Genomic DNA, 17,862 nt, shown 5'->3' on the forward strand with positions numbered 1-17,862 from the left:
TTATTTAAGTTCAACAGATGCGCCTGCTTCTTCCAATTTAGCTTTAAGAGCTTCAGCGTCAGCTTTCGGAGCGCCTTCTTTGATCGGGGACGGAGCGCCGTCAACCAAAGCTTTTGCTTCTTTAAGGCCAAGACCAGTTGCTTCACGAACAACTTTGATAACGTTGATTTTGGAAGCGCCAGCGTCTTTCAAGATTACGTCGAAGTCGGATTTTTCTTCGCCAGCGGCAGCAGCGCCACCAGCAGCAGCTACAGCTACCGGAGCAGCAGCAGTTACGCCGAATTCTTCTTCAATTGCTTTTACAAGATCATTTAATTCAAGGATAGTTGCTTCTTTCAATTCAGCAACGATGTTTTCGATGTTAAGTGCCATGATGTATTTCCTCCATGTTGTATATTACTATTTAACCATACCAAGATTGTATTCGTAGAGATTAAGCTACGGTTTCGTCTTTGTCTGCAACAGCTTTTACTGCATAAGCCACGTTGCGGATCGGCGCCTGAAGTACGGAAAGAAGCATGGAAAGCATGCCTTCGTGGTTCGGCAGTTTTGCAACAGCCTTAACTTCTTCAGCGTCAACCACTTTACCCTCAACAATACCAACCTTTACATTAATTGCTTCGGTTTTAGTATCTTTAATGAAGTCTTCGATAATGCGAGCCGGAGCTACGGCATCAGTTTTGGAAATAGCCAACGCAGTCGGGCCTTCCAAATGTTCAGCGAAGCCTTCAAGGCCGAGTTCGTTAACAGCGATGCGAGTCAAAGTATTTTTGATTACTTTATATTCAACGCCTTCTGCCAAGAACTTACGGCGAAGATCGGTTACCTGTGCTACTGTCAAGCCATTGTAACCAACCAATACGGCACCTTTTGCTTCGGAAAGGTTTTCTTTCATCTGAGCAACAATTGCCTGTTTTTCTGTAGTGACAGCCATTAGAATACCTCCTTGTAGATTTTGGTGATGCTCTATGTACTATCTTAGCGTAAAAAACGACCCCACCGCAACGCGATGAGGTCGTAACCGTTTCGTATCAAGATTCGGTGTCAGCCTCTGCGGGCGGATTTGCATCCATTATACATACCTGCGGTCTACAGCTAAGAGAACATATGTAATTACTGTTCCTTAGTAACGTTAGTCAATTTGAAAACGTTAAGCGGAACACCGGGGCCCATAGTAGCGCTCAAGGTTACAGACTTAATGTACTGACCTTTAGCAGCTGCCGGTTTAGCCTTGATAATAGTATCAACGATTGTGCGATAGTTGTCAAGCAATTTTTCAGCGTCGAAAGATGCTTTACCGATTGCACAAGCAATGATACCGGCTTTGTCGGTACGATATTCAATCTTACCGGCTTTGATTTCATTAACGGCACGAGCCACGTCCATAGTAACGGTACCAACCTTCGGGTTCGGCATCAAGCCTTTAGGACCCAAGATTTTACCGAGACGACCAACCTGACCCATCATGTCCGGAGTTGCTACAGCAACATCGAAGTCGCTCCAGCCGCCCTGGATTTTAGCCACTAATTCTTCGGAACCAACGTAATCTGCGCCGGCTTCCTCAGCTTCTTTAATTTTATCGCCTTTCGCAAATACGAGTACGCGTTTAGTTTTACCAGTACCATGCGGTAAAACAACGGCACCACGAACTTGTTGATCAGCGTATTTAGGATCGACGTTCAAGTTGAAAGAGATTTCAACAGTTTCGTCGAATTTAGCAGTAGCAGTTTTCTTAACAAGCTCAACAGCTTCTACCGGTTCGTAGAATTTGCCGGCTTCGATAAGTTTAGCTGCTTCAGCGTATTTCTTACCTACTTTTGCCATCTTAATTTCCTCCTTATGTGGTTAAACGGGAATACCCTCCCACCGATGTGTGCTAGGCACACGTCGTACGCTCATTAATCAACGATTTCAATACCCATGCTGCGTGCAGTACCTTCTACCATACGCATGCCTTGTTCTACAGTATTTGCATTCAAGTCAGGCATTTTAAGTTCAGCGATTTCACGAACTTTATCGCGACCAACTTTTGCTACCTTATCACGGTTCGGTACGCCGGAACCCTTCTGGATACCTGCTGCTTTCTTCAAGAGAACAGCTGCCGGCGGCGTCTTAGTGATAAAAGTGAAGCTTCTATCATCAAATACAGTAATAACTACAGGAATTGTCAAACCGGCCTGCTGTGCAGTGCGTTCGTTAAATTCCTTAACGAATGCCATAATATTAACACCAGCCTGACCTAGTGCCGGACCAATCGGTGGTGCCGGACTAGCCTTTCCTGCTTCACACTGAAGTTTTACCATTTTAACAACTTTTTTAGCCATGGTGATTACACCTCCTTGCGCTCAAAATGTGGTGGTAACGGATGTTTATATCCTCCCACTGGCGACCACCAAAGCCGCCTAAAAAGTTTTTAGAGTTATATGTATATATATTAAAGAATTTTCTCAACTTGAGAGAATTCTACCTCTACCGGAGTTTCACGATTGAACACTTCCACCGTAAGCTTCAATGTTCCTTTTTCGTGATTAATCTCATCGATAACGCCCAAAATATTTTCAAAGGCACCGGAAGTAATGCGCACTGTTTCGCCTACCTCAACATCAATATCCTGTTTCGGCTTTTGATCCAATCCCTGTGATTTGAGAATATATTCGACCTCGGAATCAGATAACGGTACCGGTTTCGTAGCAGAGCCTACAAACCCCGTTACACCAGGCGTATTGCGCACCACATACCAGGATTTATCGTTGACTTCCATTTCAACGAGTACATAGCCCGGGAAAATTTTACGCTTAACTACTTTTTTAACCCCATCCTTCTCTTCGGTGGCTTCCTCTAACGGAACCAGGATACGGCTGATAACATCCTCCATACCCATGGACTGCACCTTGCGTTCCAGATTGGTTTTTACTTTATTTTCGTAGCCTGAATATGTATGAATTACATACCATTTCTTATCTGCTTCCATGTGAAGGCCTCCTATCCGACTAAGTGCATCAACAATTCAAAGAGTTTTGAGAAGATACCGTCAACGATACCGATCAACACGGCGATGAAGATAACTGTCACAAATACTACGATTGTGTAATTGATGAGCTCTTTTTTGGTCGGCCAGACTACTTTTTTAAGTTCAGCCTTCATTTCGCGGAAGAACTTGCCAGCTCCACCACGACGCTGCTGTACTGTCGAGTTAGACCCTGCCATCGTTTCACATCCTTAAATCATCAGGAATTATTGAAATAAAATTACTTCGTTTCGCGATGCAACGTGTGTTTACCGCAGAATTTGCAGTATTTCATCATTTCAATACGATCAGGATTGTTTTTCTTGTTTTTGTTGGTCTGATAGTTACGCTGTTTGCATTCAGTACATGCCAAAGTTACTGCATTACGCATCCGGATACACCTCACTTTAATCTGTTAGTTGTTGCACAAAAAGATAACATGCTTATATAGACTACCACAGCCCTATATGTCTGTCAAGTTTTAGGCAACTTAAAAAAGCCAGGTACATCAACCTGACGGCTTATTATAGCACGAGGAAAAGAAAGTCGTCAATAAAATTTATAAAATATCTGTAACATCGTTGCTAGATGTCATTCGCAAGACCTGACTTGCTATGCATCAAAAAGACCTACTGTCATAGGTGTGCAGAACGCCCTTCGCCAGACCGGGCTTCTTCTCCCCCTCGACTCTGTTCATTGCTTGCGTTTATGATATGGCAGCTACTGAGAAAAAATCCCTGTATATAGGTTGAGCAATGTCATTCGCAAGACCTGACTTACGATGCCTATATACAGGGATTTTACTATCTATTTAGTCTGCCAATACAGTTGCGCAACGATGGCACAGAGTCGGATGCTCCGCATCCTGCCCTACGGATTCGCGATGAATCCAGCAACGTTCGCATTTTTCATAATGGCTGGCACCTACGACTACGCTGAGGTGACCTTCTTCGGTTGCCACAGCTTCAGCCGGTGCCGTCGCACGACCTTCCACAACATTTGCTTCGCTGACAATGAGAAGGGAAGCCAAGAATTCATTGCCAAGTCCGGCCAATGCCTGGTATGCTTCGCCGTCTGCATATACGGTGATAGCCGCATCCAAGGAATGACCGATAACCTTCTTCTGACGCGCACTTTCAAGAGCCTTCGTCAATTCACTGCGAAGAGCCAACACGCGATTCCATTTATCAGCCAAGGCTTCGTCATAGTGATCGCTATGACCTTCCGGCCAATCTTCCAACATAACGCTGATACCCATGCCTTCTTCCTTCGGCATGTACTGCCATACTTCTTCGGCGGTGAAGGACAATACCGGCGCTACCATACGAACCAAAGTTGTAAGTATTTCATATACAGCCGTCTGCGCACTGCGACGCGCTTTATTGTCCGCTTTTTCCGCATACATTGTATCTTTCAATACATCCAAGTAGAACGCACTGAGATCAACGGTGCAGAAATTATGAATAGCATGATACAAGATATGGAATTCATAGTTTTCATATGCTTCCGTTACCTTGCGACGTACTTCTTCCAAGCGGAGCAATGCCCATTTGTCGAGTTCCGTCATATCTTTATAGGCTACCTTATCCTTGTTCGGATCAAAATCATCCAAGTTGCCAAGGAGGAAGCGGAACGTATTTCTAATCTTACGATATACTTCGGACAGCTGTTTTACGATGTCTTTGGAAAGACGCACGTCTGCCTGATAATCCGCGGAGGATACCCAAAGACGCATAACGTCCGCACCGTATACATCGATGATATCGGACGGAGCTACCGTATTACCAACGGACTTGGACATCTTGCGACCTTCGCCGTCCACAACAAAACCGTGAGTCAATACAGCATTGTACGGTGCACGACCGGTAGTCGCTACGCCGGTTAACAGAGAAGAGTTAAACCAACCGCGATGCTGATCAGAGCCTTCCAGGTACATGGCGCACGGTACATCAATACCTTCGTTTTCAAGTACGCCTGCCCAAGAGGAACCGCTGTCGAACCATACGTCCATGATGTCCGTTTCTTTGCGGAACTCATCATGACCGCAATGCGGACACGTAAAGCCATCCGGCAACAATTCTTTTTCCGTATGAGCCCACCATGCATCGGAGCCTTCCTTGGCTACCCATGCCTGAACGGATTTAATAGTTTCATCGTTGCATACGTATTCGCCGCATTCTTTACAATAGAAAATCGGAATCGGCACACCCCATGCACGCTGACGAGAAATACACCAGTCGCCGCGATCGGCTACCATGTTGTAAATGCGATCATGGCCCCATTTTGGAATCCACTGTACCTGATTGTCGATAACATCGAGAGCCTGCTGACGGTAGCCGTCAACGGAGGAGAACCACTGTTCCGTAGCGCGGTAAATAACCGGATTTTTACAACGCCAGCAATGTGCATACTGATGGCGCAAGGTGCCCTTATGAAGGAGCGCTCCGTTATGCGCCACGATTTTCAGAATCGGCACTTCCGCATCATGAATTTCCACACCGGCCAACGACTGTTCCGTATCGCCGTAGCGATCGTTATCTACAGCGTTTACATATTCACCGGTCGGTCCCACGAAGGAGGCGATTTCAAAATCAACCTTGCCGTCGTTCTTATATTTCATATATACGCCAAAGTCTTCTTCGCCGTGTGCCGGAGCTGTATGTACACAACCGGTACCGGCATCGAGCGTAACATGGTCGCCGAGGAATACCGGCACCGTACGTTCGATAAACGGATGCTTAAACGTAGCCATTTCAAGTTCTTCACCGCTGAACGTGTTGAGTACTTTGTAGTCTTCTACGCCGCAATCCTTCAGCGCTGCTTCCACAAGATCCGTTGCCATCAAGTAGTATTCGTCACCTACCTGTACCCAAGAATAGGTGAGTTCCGGATTTACGGAAATAGCCTGCGATGCCGGCAAGGTCCACGGTGTAGTGGTCCAGATAACGGCATAGGCTTTATCCGTCGGCACATCAGCCGGCAAGGTGCGTTTTACTTCCTGAAGGTACGCATATTTTACATAAATGGAGAAGGATTTCTTTTCCTTGTATTCGATTTCCGCTTCCGCCAGCGCTGTTTCGCAATGCGTACACCAATATACGGTTTTAAGACCTTTGTAAATATGACCGCGTTTAGCCATTTCACCGAAGATGCCGATTTCTTTTACTTCGAAGGCCGGACGCAAGGTTACGTACGGATTTTCCCAACGACCCAATACACCAAAGCGAATGAAATCTTTTTTCTGTTCTTCTACGCACTGCAACGCATATTCTTTACATTTAGCGCGCAAATCAAGCGGAGACATTTCGTGACGATTGAGGCCGGTGTTTTTAATAACCGCATGTTCAATCGGCAGACCGTGCGTATCCCATCCCGGAATGTACGGGGTGTAATAGCCCTGCATGGTCTTGTATTTCATAATAATATCTTTTAATGTTTTGTTCAGAGCGTGACCAATATGAAGCTTACCGTTCGCGTACGGCGGTCCGTCATGCAGAACGAACGGCTTGTTGCCCTGGCGTTTTTCCAAACGCTTTTCATAAATTTTATTATCTTCCCAGAATTTTAAAATCTCCGGCTCACGCTTCGGCAAGTTGCCTCGCATTGGGAATTCCGTAGCCGGTAAATGCAATGTTTTGCCATAATCCATTTGCAGTCTCTCCTCTCAAAAATAAAAGCGCCCGTCCCCGAAGGGACGAACGCATAACATCCGTGGTACCACCCTACTGACTCTGCCATTGGCAAAGCCACTCACGCATATAACGGTGCTCACCGGCAATTCGGTATTGCTTGCTCAAAAGTGATCCGTCATCGCTTCATCTATCGGCCTCGCACCATACGCCGACTCGCTGCAGACTACCTGCCATGACCGTCTTTATCATCACAATATTAGGTATTCTTTCTATCATCCTCACAAAGGATACTAGTGGTATTATAGAAAAGTTTCCCTTTGCTTGTCAATGAAAAAATCCTAATCCTTATCAGCAAAGAGTCTTATGCCTTGCCTACAAAGAGACGACTTGTAACAAAAGCGGCAATAAGCGGCACTACCGTCGTACCGATGGCAAGATAGAAGGCCGACACAATGCCACCTTCGAGAAGAGTGGTAAGGAATAACGCCAATAGTGCAAAGTAAGTGACACTGCACAAGGTGTACGCCAATGAGTAATTGGCCAACACCGGACTTTCAAAATCGGGATCGCAAATACGCAGTAACAACACGCCTGTCAAGAATACGCCGGTGGACATACCGAATACAGAAATCATCTGTTCAAACCAGTAGGAACGAAGCAGCTTTTTGCACAGCACCCACAGCATTCCCATGGTCAAAATATAACCGAGAACGCACATGACGAGGATGGGCACGATATACGTCATCACCGCATGCACAGGCATGCTGCCGATGGCGGCCACTACGGCAAACTCCGTCAGCGATCCGGACACCTTGCTCTTCACCTTACCGTCTACCAAGTAATCGATTTTTAATTTGCAAATCCCCCACCATACAATGAACATAATAACAATGCAATACGCCCAAATAGAAATATCTTTGAGCACCGGAATGTTGGCGCCCTTTACCGCGCCCAACGCAGCATAGGCCATAGCACACACGGCCATGATAATCGCCACATGAAAGGCGTACGCATCAACGGAAGAAGACAGCGTCGTTTCCCGTCCCATAGAGGGCTGCTTGGTAACATCTTTTTCATAGCCCACCTTAAAGCTGTGCGGAATATCGCCGGGCTTTTGCAACGTCTGTGTAAAGCCTTTGCGCGCTGCAATATTAATGAGGATCATGCCGATAATAATACCGCCTACCAAACCAAAGGTCGCCGTCGTTACCGCCACACCTTGCGCCGTTTCCCAAAAGCCAAGATTCATACCTTGCAGCATATTGCCGAGCAGTCCCGCCGTACCATGACCGCCTACATAGCCAAGGCCCAATTCCCAACCGAAGGTAGGATAAAAATCAAAGCTATCTTTAAACGCAATGTGCGTGCCGAAGCCCAGCGCAAATTGCGCCATGGCCACCGCCGTGCCGATACAAAAAAGGGGAATTACACCGCGCAGCGTTTTATCCTGCGCATTAAGTTTCAACCCCAACGGCACCGAAGCCACTACGGGCACAATCAAAATACCGGGAATCAACGCATACAGCTTGAGCCATTCTTTCGGAATAGGAAGCCATCCCAAGCCGATAGGCCCTAAGATCAATAAGATAAAACCGCCGATAACCGAGGCGGGTATAAATGTTTTCTGAAACAGCGGCACCTTTGCCCGAATATATACGCCTAACAGCAGGAACATACTCAGTACGCCTAAGGCATAGAGCATATCCGCCAATACTTTACCTGTCATATGTTACACCTCCCGTATACTTCTGCTTTCATGACGCTCTGCCAAAGCAAAGGCACTCTTCAGCAGCAGCTCCGCACCCAAAGGCAATGCATCCGGATCGATGCGGAAGCAGCCGTGATGAATGGGATGCGTATAGCCCTTCTCTTTATTGCCGATGCCGAGGAACCAGAAGCATCCCGGCACCACCTTAAGATAGCGCGAAAAATCTTCTGCTCCCATAAGTGGAGTAATGGGCGGCAAGTTTTCTTCACCGAAGGAGTCTACTGCTACATCGCGCACGACGGAGGTTACATACTCATCGCTAACCGTAGCATCATAACCGAAGGTGTACTTCACGGTTACCGTTGCCCGATGGGCCGCCGCCACGCTTTCCGCGATTTCCTTGATGCGCTTTGCTGCCATTTGCCGCGTGTCTTCATTAAACGTTCGCACACTGCCGGATAGTTCCGCTTCGCCGGGAATGACATTCACCGCACCGGAACCGGCGTGGAAATTCGTCAAGCTTACCACCAGCTGATCCAAAGGATCTACTTCGCGCGATACCAACATCTGCAGATTGGCACCGATTTGAATTCCCACCGCTACGGGATCAATGGTCAAATGCGGCTGTGAAGCATGACCGCCGCTGCCGTGAATTGCAATATAGAATCGATCCGATGCCGCCATGATCGGTCCCGGCTTTATACCGAATTGGCCTGTCGGCAGAAAGGGCATCACATGCTGTCCCAATACATAATCAACACCATCAAGCACACCGGCCTTCACATACTCCAGCGCTCCTCCCGGCGGCAATTCCTCCGCCGGTTGAAACAACAGACGATAGGTGCCGACAAGCTCTTCCTTATGGGCACTCAAGAAAGCAGCCGCCGCTAACAGCATCGTCGTGTGACCGTCATGACCGCAGCCATGCATGAGTCCTTCCTTCTCCGATTTAAACGGTGCATCCGTCAGCTCCTGCATGCGCAAGCAATCGATATCGGCACGCAGCGCAATGACTGGACCCAGCTTACCGCCTTCAATCTCTGCGATAAGTCCCGTCTTCATGACCTGCCATATATGGTATCCACCCATGGCCTCTAGCTTTTCCCGAATAAACTCCGTCGTTTCATATTCCTCAAAGGACGGCTCCGGTCGTTTGTGCAACGCTTCATACCACGCCGTCATTTGTTCCTTCATCGCTTGTACTTCTTCATGAACCTGTAACATATACAGTCCCTCCTTTTCTCAATGGTCCGGCAATCATCTGTCATGATTAATTCTCTCTATACTTGATTGTAGATTTGTTTGTAACATCGACCGCCTTATGTTTATATTATACTTTCTATAGAATGGTTATGTCCACCTATTTATATATGATAATCTATCATCGCTTTTGCCTGTAGATTACTAATATATTCCCCTTAAAATCCAAAGAGAGCTGTCTATCAATCTACGTTTTTCTCGCCCCGACAACCATAAATAAAATTATATTTATAACTTAATCACTGCATATACATGAAAACAGTATACGACACTACGCATCAAAGCAATTGATTATAATTACGAAAACAATCATACAGGTAGAGCGTCAGAAAAATATAAAACGGAGCGCGATTTATATCTTAGCAGCCAACGGCCTGCCTACAATATAAATCGTCCTCCCATCTTTTTACAGTATATAAAAATAGATTCCTAACTATACGTTATGTCATATTACAAACGATTAGCACATACAATTACAAAGTAAATACAAAACAAAGAAATAGCAAATAAAATTTATTTACTTATATAATAAATTTAGATATACTATTGGCAAGAGAGGTGATAGCATGGCAACAACCAAAAATTTGAATGTAAAAGTAGATGCGGATCTCAAAGAACGTGCAGAAATTGTTTTTTCAGAATTGGGGTTACCTACATCAACAGCAATTACTATTTTCCTTAAAACGGTGGTAAGGTGTGGCGGTATTCCATTTGATGTGCGGCTTAGCCCGGAATATCAACGCACATTGGCAGCCATTGAAGACGTAAAGCATCATAAGAATCTCAGTAAAACCTACGACACCGTAGACGAACTGATGGAGGAATTAAATGCTTAAGATTAGATTCCAAAAACAGTTTAAAAAGGATTATAAGCGGGCATTATGACATTCAGGTAATACCGAAGAACAATTTAAAACTGTTTTGTACTATTTAGTACGTCAAGAGCCATTACCTTCGAAATATAGAGACCATCCTTTAACTGGTGATTATTCAGGATTCAGGGAATGTCATATACGTCCGGATTGGTTGTTAATTTATAAAATAGAAGAAGAAATACTGACTCTTACATTAACTCGTACGGGAAGCCACAGTGAGTTATTTTAGCACAACGTCTTTGTACTCAAAAAAAGCACATCTATCTTAGCAGTCATGCCTTACGAATGACACGCCAAGATAGATGTGCTTTTTATATAGTATTACTTATATTATCATCGCAGACTTGTTACCACAATCCCAGGGTTTTCCACCACAAGGAGCCTACGCCTATCCATATAATTAGATTAATAACGGATACCTGAAATCCCAGACTCCACCATTTTCCCTGCGGTACGTAGCCGGCGCCGTAATAAATCGGTGCCGGTGAAGCCGCATAATGTGTAATAGACATACAAAGATTAGACATGAAAGCAAACCCCAAAGGTAACGCTCACCCCAAAGGGCAAGCGTTTTTATGAAGCGATTCTCTCGCTGTTATCTAATTTACAAAATATCGTCGACGAAGTAAAAGACACCCGTGATAAGGAGGAAATTCCTTTCAGCGACCTTCGTAACGAACCGTTAATTATGATGCGTTTAGATTCGTTTCATCGCCAACGCATTTTCGATGAATGTGCCAAGGCCGGCTTTGCCCCACAGATAGCCTTATCCTCCAATCATATACAAAGCAATATCGATTCCGTAGCTAGCGGCATCGGCCTGTCCTTTCTACTGGATAAAGTGACCTTGCATCGCGACGATGTGGTACTCCGTTCTACTTCACCGCGCATGAAAGTAACCGTTGGCATCGCTTGGCCACGCAATAAATATCTATCCTATGCCAGCCGCGATATCATCAGCTATCTTACCGATTTATATCAGACGGGAGAACCTCAGGAGTGAAGCACTCTATACTATAAACTTAATATCCATACATACAAACAGCCGCAGCAACCATGCACATTCGCACGATCGCTGCGGCTGTTATAGTTACCAACACACCCACTATCTCATATACGGTTTTTTTATTTGGGTACAAGGATAACGCATCCCTTTTACGTTATACTGCCCTTTTTATTTTGCTTGTAACAAAGCCATTAATTTTTCAATCTGTTCACGCTGTTCATTAACGGTCTGTTCCAACGACTGTACACGGCTGTTTAATTCTGCCGCTGCTTTATCAGCTTCTACCGCTTTATCTTCCGGAACTTCGCCCTGACCTACTCTCCAAGTTACACCAACATTGGCCATCACATCAGAATTTCCTGCGTAAGCGATACCGGCATTAAGCATTGTGCGACCGTTTACATAATGAGCCGCACCGATAGCAACTGCCTGTTCACCACGATTAAATCCTACACCGGCCATAATCTGTGTCGGTTCTGCCGGGTTATAGGCTACCGGCTTAAGAGCAGCAAGAGCCGCATTCATCGCATCGCCCTTACGACTTTCTTTACGAAGATCGCGAATAGCTTGTGTATTGTTACCAACCTGCTGTGCTACCTGTCCGATGCGCTCCGTATTAGTATCTACTTTCTGCTCAACAGCATAGAGCTGACCACCGTTCACTGCATCGGTGGAATCCTTAGCAATTAGACCAGGAGCTACGTTAGTAATTACACGTTCATGGCCCTCAGAACCAACCGATACCGTGTTCGGTCGATCCGCAACGGAACCCGCACCGATGGCAACCGAGTTCGTTGCTTTGTCGGTTACTTTAGCACCGTTACCGATAGCAGTACCTTCGTCCGCCTTTACATCAGAACCCTTACCCGCTGCCAAGCTATCTTCCGTGCCATGTACATCACCGGCTTCGATGCCAGATCCCTTCATATCTCCTATTGCGTTGTTAACTCGTTCTGCTGCCTTATTTGCATTATCCGCTGCTTCATTAGCTTTAACAGCTGCCTTACCGGCATCATTTGCTGCTGTGTTTGCTGCTTCAGCTGCCTTACCTGCGTTTGTTGCTGCTTCATTTGCTTTGCCTGCGGCTTCACCGGCTCCCGTTGCTGCCTTAGTTGCATTTGTTGCCGCATCATTAGCTGCTCCGGTTGCTTCTTTTGCTTCCCCGGTTGCTTTCGTAGCTGCATCAGCTGCATCCGTTGCATTACCTGCTGCCGCATCTGCTTTTCCGGCCGCTTCCTTCGCCGTACCGGCTGCCGTGTTTGCTGCTTCAGCTGCGTTACCTGCATTTGTTGCTGCTTCATTTGCTTTGCCTGCAGCTTCACCGGCTCCCGTTGCTGCCTTAGTTGCATTTTCTGCCGCATCATTAGCTGCACCGGTAGCCTTATTCGCTTCTCCGGTTGCTTTCGTAGCTGCATCAGCTGCATCCGTTGCACTACCTGCTGCTGCATCTGCTTTTCCGGCGGCTTTGGTAGCCGTATCGGCTGCTGTGTTTGCTGCTTCAGCTGCGTTACCTGCGTTTGTTGCTGCTTCATTTGCTTTGCCTGCGGCTTCACCGGCTCCCGTTGCTGCCTTAGTTGCATTTTCTGCCGCACCATTAGCTGCACCGGTAGCCTTATTCGCTTCTCCGGCAGCCGTATTGGCTGCGTTGGCAGCTCCATCTGCTTTACCGGCTGCTTGGTTTGCTGCGCTTGCAGCTGTGTCCGCATTACCTGCAGCAGTATTTGCTTTTTCAGCAGCTGTATTTGCTGCATTGGTCGCATCGGTAGCACCCTTAATGGCATCGTCAAGCTTAGTCATATAGTCCTTGGTCATACCTACTTTGACGATGTCTTTACCATTTTCGGTTACAGTTTCAGCCTGCAATCCATCCGTGAAAGCAAAGCTTAAGTTACTGATAGTATAATCCTTCTTTCCGGTTGTCTTAACCGAGGTGCCGCCGCTATATGCTTTGTTCTCATCACTACTACCAGAATTATAAATATATACCGGCGCATTCATAGCCGCATACAACTGACTACCGTTAATGGCATCCGTACTGTTTGCACCGATAAAGCCGGGCGCTACATTTTGGATACGACGTGTTTCCGCATCGGAGCCAACGCTTACTACACCTGTAACTTGATTACCGCCGGCAAATTTATAGGTAGTACCGCCTATCTTTGCCAAAGTGTATGTTTTTTCAAGACCTGCCGTGCGAGAGGTGTCTGTAATAGTAGACACCTTTGCTGTTTCTTCAGCCGGTGCTCCTTCGGTTGCCTCGTCTGCAGTCCCATCCGTAGCGGCAGGTGTCGTTGCAGTCGTAGCTACTACATACGAGGCTCTTTTACCTAAGAAAACAGAATTAGCTGCCGTTGTAGTAATTTCATTACCAAGAGCCACTACATATTCTTCGTCAATCCTATTTGCTGCGCCGATAGCAATAGAACCGGTAGCCCCTGTATCTTCTCCAACGGTTCCATCCGTATTATACTGTGCTACCGTTGTAGAACCACTACCAATAACAATCGTATTATCCGATACTGTCGTTGCTGCATCGCCAATCGCAATGGCACTGGTCGCACTATCTACATTCGCTTGATAACCGAAAGCAATAGAACGTTCTGTGTTGGCTGCCTTCGTTGCATTAGCTTTAGCTTCATAACCAAAAGCAATGTTATTGGCCGTCTCTCCAGCCGGATGCCAATTTTCTTTTTCTGTTACATAGTCAGCTTCATAACGATCTTCCGTCATCTGTGCAGAGCTTGCATGGTAGCCGATAGCCATGTTGCCATTACCGGTAACCACCGCTTGCGCACCGATAGCTACCGCCCCAATTACTTTTGCCGGGGAACTTATACTTGCCGCTTTATCTTTATAAAAATCAAAACCATCCGTACTTACATTTCTCTGTTCACTAGTAATAGTCCCTGCATAGCCACCAAGGAATACATTACCATCACCTTGAATATATTTACCTGCACGATTACCGATAGCTACATTACCTTCATAGCCATTAACACCGGTTTCAACCTGTTCCACCGTTCTTAATTTTTTATCTACAAAAACCCCATTACTAAGCGATTTCCCCGCTTCATTACCAATCGCTACTAATCCCGTACCTACCATATCTGTTCCGGCATAGGATCCCATAACTGTATTGCGTTCTCCGGTAATAACACCGCCCGCAGTATTACCAACGACCGTGTTGCTAGAACCCTTAAGGCTGGTTCCCGAAGCGTTCCCTATAATAATGTTGGAGTCTCCAGTAACCGGCTCTGCACTATCCTTAGCTGCTCCCAAAGTTGTAGCCGTACCTGCATTCGTTCCCATCAAGATATTATTGTTACCTTTGGTTTTAAAGCCAGCTTGCATCCCGATAGAAATATTCGCATCTCCTGTCACACTGTTACCGGCACGTGTTCCAAGAGCTACATTAGACAGACCATCTGTCTTATCGCCGCTAAGACGACCGATGGACGTGTTGTAATCACCGGTAATATTTCGGCCACTATCAATACCTAATGCTGTATTAAATCCACCATTTACATTTTCACCGCTGTACGTGCCTATGGCGGTATTCTTAGCGCCTACCGCTGAAGCGCCTGCGCTATCACCGATAAATACATTTTGACCCGACTTCATAGCCTCTACTAAAAGAGGTTGCACTGCTGCTATCACACGTTGATTAACTAAGGCCGTACGTTGAGAATACGGCAATTTCTTTTCTTCCGGCGTCAATGCAGCCATAACCTTATCTCTCCACTCAGCTGCCAGTGCACTAGACAACTGCGTTAGCTCAGTACTAGGATCCTTCACATTAGATGTTCCATCAGACTCTTTCCCTGCATAACGCCCAATCATAATGGAAGAATCGCTCTTCACCGAACCATTGCCGGACTCCAAACCTACATATACAGCCTCATTGCCTTGCGCTCCCCAACCGGCCGACATACCAACAGCTACATTTTTAGAACCATTCATCCCCTGACCGCTATGGACGCCAAGAGCGGAGTTATTACTTCCTCGCGAACTTGATAAGGATGTATGTCCAATACCGGTGTTAAAATCACCAACAGCGTTAAGACCGGCATTCTGTGCGCCTATGTACACATTCTTTACACCACGAGAGTGGTAACCGGCTTGGTATCCTGCATATATATTGTATCCATGATCATATTTATCTTTTATCGCATCGATGCGCGCTTGAATAAGCTCTTCTTTTTTTTTGGCATCAAGTGCTTTTTCTTCATCCGACAAAGCCTTTTCTACATCCTCACGAATCTGCTTATCGGTTTTCACATTAGTATCATCTGGCGCTGCAGTACCATCTGCAATTTGACCGGCTTCCGTTCCTAAAATTAACGAATAAGGCTGATGCGTTGCACCCGATCCGGCAGCTCGCCCTACTACTACCTCGCCTTCACTCTTTGCCTTTGCATTCTGCCCAACCGCAATCGTAGAATCCGCACCTGCCTCTGCCAGACCTCCAACTGCTACTGATTGAATACCGCTAGCCGTTGCTTTGCTAGTCCACTCCGTATTGATATTGATTCTATCATCAGCAGCTGGATAGTTCACTGCCTGCACCTGACTACTCACAAAACCTGACACGCCAAGAACTAATGACAAGGCAATGCTCTTCGCCAAATGACTTTTACTTACAAATGCCCCCCTCTGTTGTACAAGAGGTCTTACATTACTACTTGTTTTCTGTTTCATAATGAATGCTCCTTACCGCAAGTCAACACAACAATACATTCTCTTACATAATCAACTTTATTTATCAACTTTTTTCTCAACTCTTTATCAAAGTCAATAATTTTGTATACTCATTATATATGTATTTCCCCATCTATGTAAATATTAACTAGCAAGATATTTATAAAATATTTGTAGTTATATTATTTTTCTTTATATAACTTCTGTTGTTTCCACAAATCCCCCCTTCTGTTATCCCATAGTATTATTCCCCATAACAAAAAAAGGTATGGCAACATAATTAAATTTCATCTGTTAATTATGTCACCATATCCTAAATATACTTATTTATATATTTCCAACATCATCCATCACTACATGTTAGACAGAAAACGCTTTGTCATCACAACGGCTCTTCCCACATGTTCTTAGTGCAAGCGAGCCATCAATGCATCAATAATTTCTTGCTGCTGTTTCATTTGTTTATTCTGCATTTCAATCTGGTTACGCTGTGCTTCCAATTCTTTTTTCTGTTCATCAACTTGGGCCTGCTGTTTCTTCATATAGTCGCGCTGTTCCTGAACCAAACCTTCTAAGGATTTCACACGATTATTAAGGCCGGCTACTGCCTGTGCATCCGTCGGTACATCTTCCGGCACTTCGCCTTGACCTACTCTCCAAGTTACGCCCACATTGGCCATCATGTTAGAGCTACCGGCGTAAGCCACACCGGCATTGAGCATAGTGCGACCATTTACATAATGAGCCGCGCCAAGAGCAACTGCTTGTTCACCACGATAGGTACCGATACCGGCCATAATCTGTGTCGGTTCTGCCGGATTATAAGCGATGGGTTTAAGAGCAGCAAGAGCAGCGTTCATCGCATCGCCCTTACGGCTATCTCTGCGCAAATCGCGAATAGCCTGTGAATTGTTACCAACCTGCTGTGCTACTTCATATAGCTGTCCGCCATTAACAGCATCGGTGGAACCTTTAGCTACCAAACCATTACCTACATGAGTAATGACACGTGTTTCTTCTACAAGTTTACCGTCTTTTTCTACTACACGGCCAACCGATACCGTGTTCGGTCGATCCGCTACAGAACCCGCACCGATGGCAACCGAATTCGTTGCATTGCCAGTTACTTTAGCACCGTTACCGATTGCCGTGGCATTATCAATGCCTTCACCAATTTCAGTGCCATTACCAATAGCAGTACCATTGGTCGCACCGGCACCAACCGTAGAACCGTTGCCGATAGCAGTACTGTTTTCAGCACCGTCATTTACGTTAGATCCATTACCAATCGCCGTGGAGTTGGTTGCACCTACCCCTACATTAGCATCCTTGCCAATAGCGGTAGAACCGGAAGACTTGTCACCGATAGTGGAACCATTACCGATAGCGGTACCATCCTTAGCACTATCTTTTACGCTAGCACCATTGCCAATAGCAGTAGAGCTAGACGACTGATCGCCAACGGATGCATCCTTGCCAATGGCTACAGAACCATCGGAATTTTTACCAATGCTGGAGTCCCCACCAACAGCGGTAGAACCGGTAGAACCATCTTCGGTCTTGCCTGCTTCAATGCCTGCGCCTTTTAAAGCATCAGCAATATCTTTGACTTCTTGAGCTACTTCGGCTTTGCTCTGAGCATCCTCAGCTTTACCTTGAGCCTCTTCGGCTTTTCC

The 17,862-nt window shown here is 45.9% G+C and carries 15 protein-coding genes and 1 pseudogene; 3 read left to right on the forward strand and 13 right to left on the reverse strand.

The window, feature by feature from the left end; genetic code table 11:
• The 10 genes from rplL to Q5873_RS09005 form a co-directional block, all read right to left on the reverse strand.
• Positions 1-372, reverse strand: coding sequence for a 50S ribosomal protein L7/L12 (gene rplL, locus Q5873_RS08960; RefSeq protein WP_276626734.1), 372 nt, complete (start codon positions 370-372; stop codon positions 1-3).
• A gap of 61 nt (positions 373-433) precedes the next feature.
• Positions 434-934 (reverse strand): 50S ribosomal protein L10, encoded by a 501-nt coding sequence (gene rplJ / locus Q5873_RS08965; RefSeq protein WP_028256130.1) that lies wholly within the window; start codon positions 932-934, stop codon positions 434-436.
• A gap of 179 nt (positions 935-1,113) precedes the next feature.
• Positions 1,114-1,824, reverse strand: a complete 711-nt coding sequence (gene rplA / locus Q5873_RS08970) for a 50S ribosomal protein L1 (protein ID WP_028256129.1) — start codon at positions 1,822-1,824, stop codon at positions 1,114-1,116.
• 74 nt (positions 1,825-1,898) lie between these two features.
• A complete protein-coding gene (rplK, locus tag Q5873_RS08975) occupies positions 1,899-2,324 on the reverse strand; it encodes a 50S ribosomal protein L11 (RefSeq protein WP_028256128.1) in 426 nt (141 codons plus the stop codon).
• Between the two features lie 110 nt (positions 2,325-2,434).
• The gene (gene nusG / locus Q5873_RS08980; protein ID WP_028256127.1) at positions 2,435-2,971 is read right to left on the reverse strand and encodes a transcription termination/antitermination protein NusG; all 537 of its coding nucleotides are present in this window, start codon (positions 2,969-2,971) and stop codon (positions 2,435-2,437) included.
• Between the two features lie 11 nt (positions 2,972-2,982).
• On the reverse strand, positions 2,983-3,207 hold the full coding sequence (secE, locus tag Q5873_RS08985; protein WP_028256126.1) for a preprotein translocase subunit SecE: 225 nt from the start codon (positions 3,205-3,207) through the stop codon (positions 2,983-2,985).
• A gap of 41 nt (positions 3,208-3,248) precedes the next feature.
• Positions 3,249-3,398: a 50S ribosomal protein L33 gene (gene rpmG / locus Q5873_RS08990; protein WP_028256125.1), complete on the reverse strand. Its 150-nt coding sequence runs from the start codon at positions 3,396-3,398 to the stop codon at positions 3,249-3,251.
• Between the two features lie 420 nt (positions 3,399-3,818).
• Entirely contained in the window at positions 3,819-6,656 is a 2,838-nt protein-coding gene (gene ileS / locus Q5873_RS08995; protein ID WP_303060486.1) for an isoleucine--tRNA ligase, read from the reverse strand.
• A gap of 344 nt (positions 6,657-7,000) precedes the next feature.
• Positions 7,001-8,365, reverse strand: coding sequence for a sodium/glutamate symporter (locus Q5873_RS09000; RefSeq protein WP_303060487.1), 1,365 nt, complete (start codon positions 8,363-8,365; stop codon positions 7,001-7,003).
• Positions 8,366-8,368: 3 nt separating this feature from the next.
• Complete coding sequence (locus Q5873_RS09005) at positions 8,369-9,571, reverse strand: M20 metallopeptidase family protein (protein ID WP_303060488.1); 1,203 nt, start codon at positions 9,569-9,571, stop codon at positions 8,369-8,371.
• A 602-nt stretch (positions 9,572-10,173) separates the two neighbouring features.
• On the opposite strand from Q5873_RS09005, the gene Q5873_RS09010 reads away from it, so the two are divergent.
• Both Q5873_RS09010 and Q5873_RS09015 read left to right on the forward strand, forming a co-directional pair.
• A complete protein-coding gene (locus Q5873_RS09010; protein ID WP_288761282.1) occupies positions 10,174-10,443 on the forward strand; it encodes a type II toxin-antitoxin system RelB/DinJ family antitoxin in 270 nt (89 codons plus the stop codon).
• 70 nt (positions 10,444-10,513) lie between these two features.
• Positions 10,514-10,711: pseudogene (locus tag Q5873_RS09015) on the forward strand (type II toxin-antitoxin system YafQ family toxin); the annotation flags it as partial.
• 118 nt (positions 10,712-10,829) lie between these two features.
• Here the strand turns inward: Q5873_RS09015 and Q5873_RS09020 are convergent.
• A complete protein-coding gene (locus Q5873_RS09020) occupies positions 10,830-11,024 on the reverse strand; it encodes an anion permease (RefSeq protein ID WP_303060489.1) in 195 nt (64 codons plus the stop codon).
• 110 nt (positions 11,025-11,134) lie between these two features.
• On the opposite strand from Q5873_RS09020, the gene Q5873_RS09025 reads away from it, so the two are divergent.
• Positions 11,135-11,485, forward strand: a complete 351-nt coding sequence (locus Q5873_RS09025; protein ID WP_303060492.1) for a LysR family transcriptional regulator substrate-binding protein — start codon at positions 11,135-11,137, stop codon at positions 11,483-11,485.
• 171 nt (positions 11,486-11,656) lie between these two features.
• Here Q5873_RS09025 and Q5873_RS09030 read toward each other — a convergent pair whose 3' ends face one another.
• Both Q5873_RS09030 and Q5873_RS09035 read right to left on the reverse strand, forming a co-directional pair.
• Positions 11,657-16,186 carry a YadA-like family protein gene (locus tag Q5873_RS09030; protein WP_303060490.1) on the reverse strand — a complete coding sequence of 1,510 codons (4,530 nt, stop codon included), beginning with the start codon at positions 16,184-16,186 and terminating at the stop codon, positions 11,657-11,659.
• A gap of 407 nt (positions 16,187-16,593) precedes the next feature.
• On the reverse strand, positions 16,594-17,862 hold a 1,269-nt coding region (locus Q5873_RS09035; protein WP_303060491.1), incomplete at its 5' end, for a YadA family autotransporter adhesin.

Origin of the sequence: Veillonella magna, from assembly GCF_959600285.1 — a bacterium.
Lineage (GTDB): Bacteria > Bacillota > Negativicutes > Veillonellales > Veillonellaceae > Veillonella_A > Veillonella_A magna.

Excerpts from the sequence above, each read along its gene's own strand:
- ileS (WP_303060486.1), bottom strand. The coding sequence starts at position 6,656 with ATGGATTATGGCAAAACATTGCATTTACCGGCTACGGAATTCCCAATG.
- rpmG (WP_028256125.1), bottom strand. The coding sequence starts at position 3,398 with ATGCGTAATGCAGTAACTTTGGCATGTACTGAATGCAAACAGCGTAAC.
- Q5873_RS09005 (WP_303060488.1), bottom strand. The coding sequence starts at position 9,571 with ATGTTACAGGTTCATGAAGAAGTACAAGCGATGAAGGAACAAATGACG.
- rplA (WP_028256129.1), bottom strand. The coding sequence starts at position 1,824 with ATGGCAAAAGTAGGTAAGAAATACGCTGAAGCAGCTAAACTTATCGAA.
- rplL (WP_276626734.1), bottom strand. The coding sequence starts at position 372 with ATGGCACTTAACATCGAAAACATCGTTGCTGAATTGAAAGAAGCAACT.
- Q5873_RS09030 (WP_303060490.1), bottom strand. The coding sequence starts at position 16,186 with ATGAAACAGAAAACAAGTAGTAATGTAAGACCTCTTGTACAACAGAGG.
- Q5873_RS09000 (WP_303060487.1), bottom strand. The coding sequence starts at position 8,365 with ATGACAGGTAAAGTATTGGCGGATATGCTCTATGCCTTAGGCGTACTG.
- rplK (WP_028256128.1), bottom strand. The coding sequence starts at position 2,324 with ATGGCTAAAAAAGTTGTTAAAATGGTAAAACTTCAGTGTGAAGCAGGA.
- Q5873_RS09010 (WP_288761282.1), top strand. The coding sequence starts at position 10,174 with ATGGCAACAACCAAAAATTTGAATGTAAAAGTAGATGCGGATCTCAAA.
- secE (WP_028256126.1), bottom strand. The coding sequence starts at position 3,207 with ATGGCAGGGTCTAACTCGACAGTACAGCAGCGTCGTGGTGGAGCTGGC.
- nusG (WP_028256127.1), bottom strand. The coding sequence starts at position 2,971 with ATGGAAGCAGATAAGAAATGGTATGTAATTCATACATATTCAGGCTAC.
- rplJ (WP_028256130.1), bottom strand. The coding sequence starts at position 934 with ATGGCTGTCACTACAGAAAAACAGGCAATTGTTGCTCAGATGAAAGAA.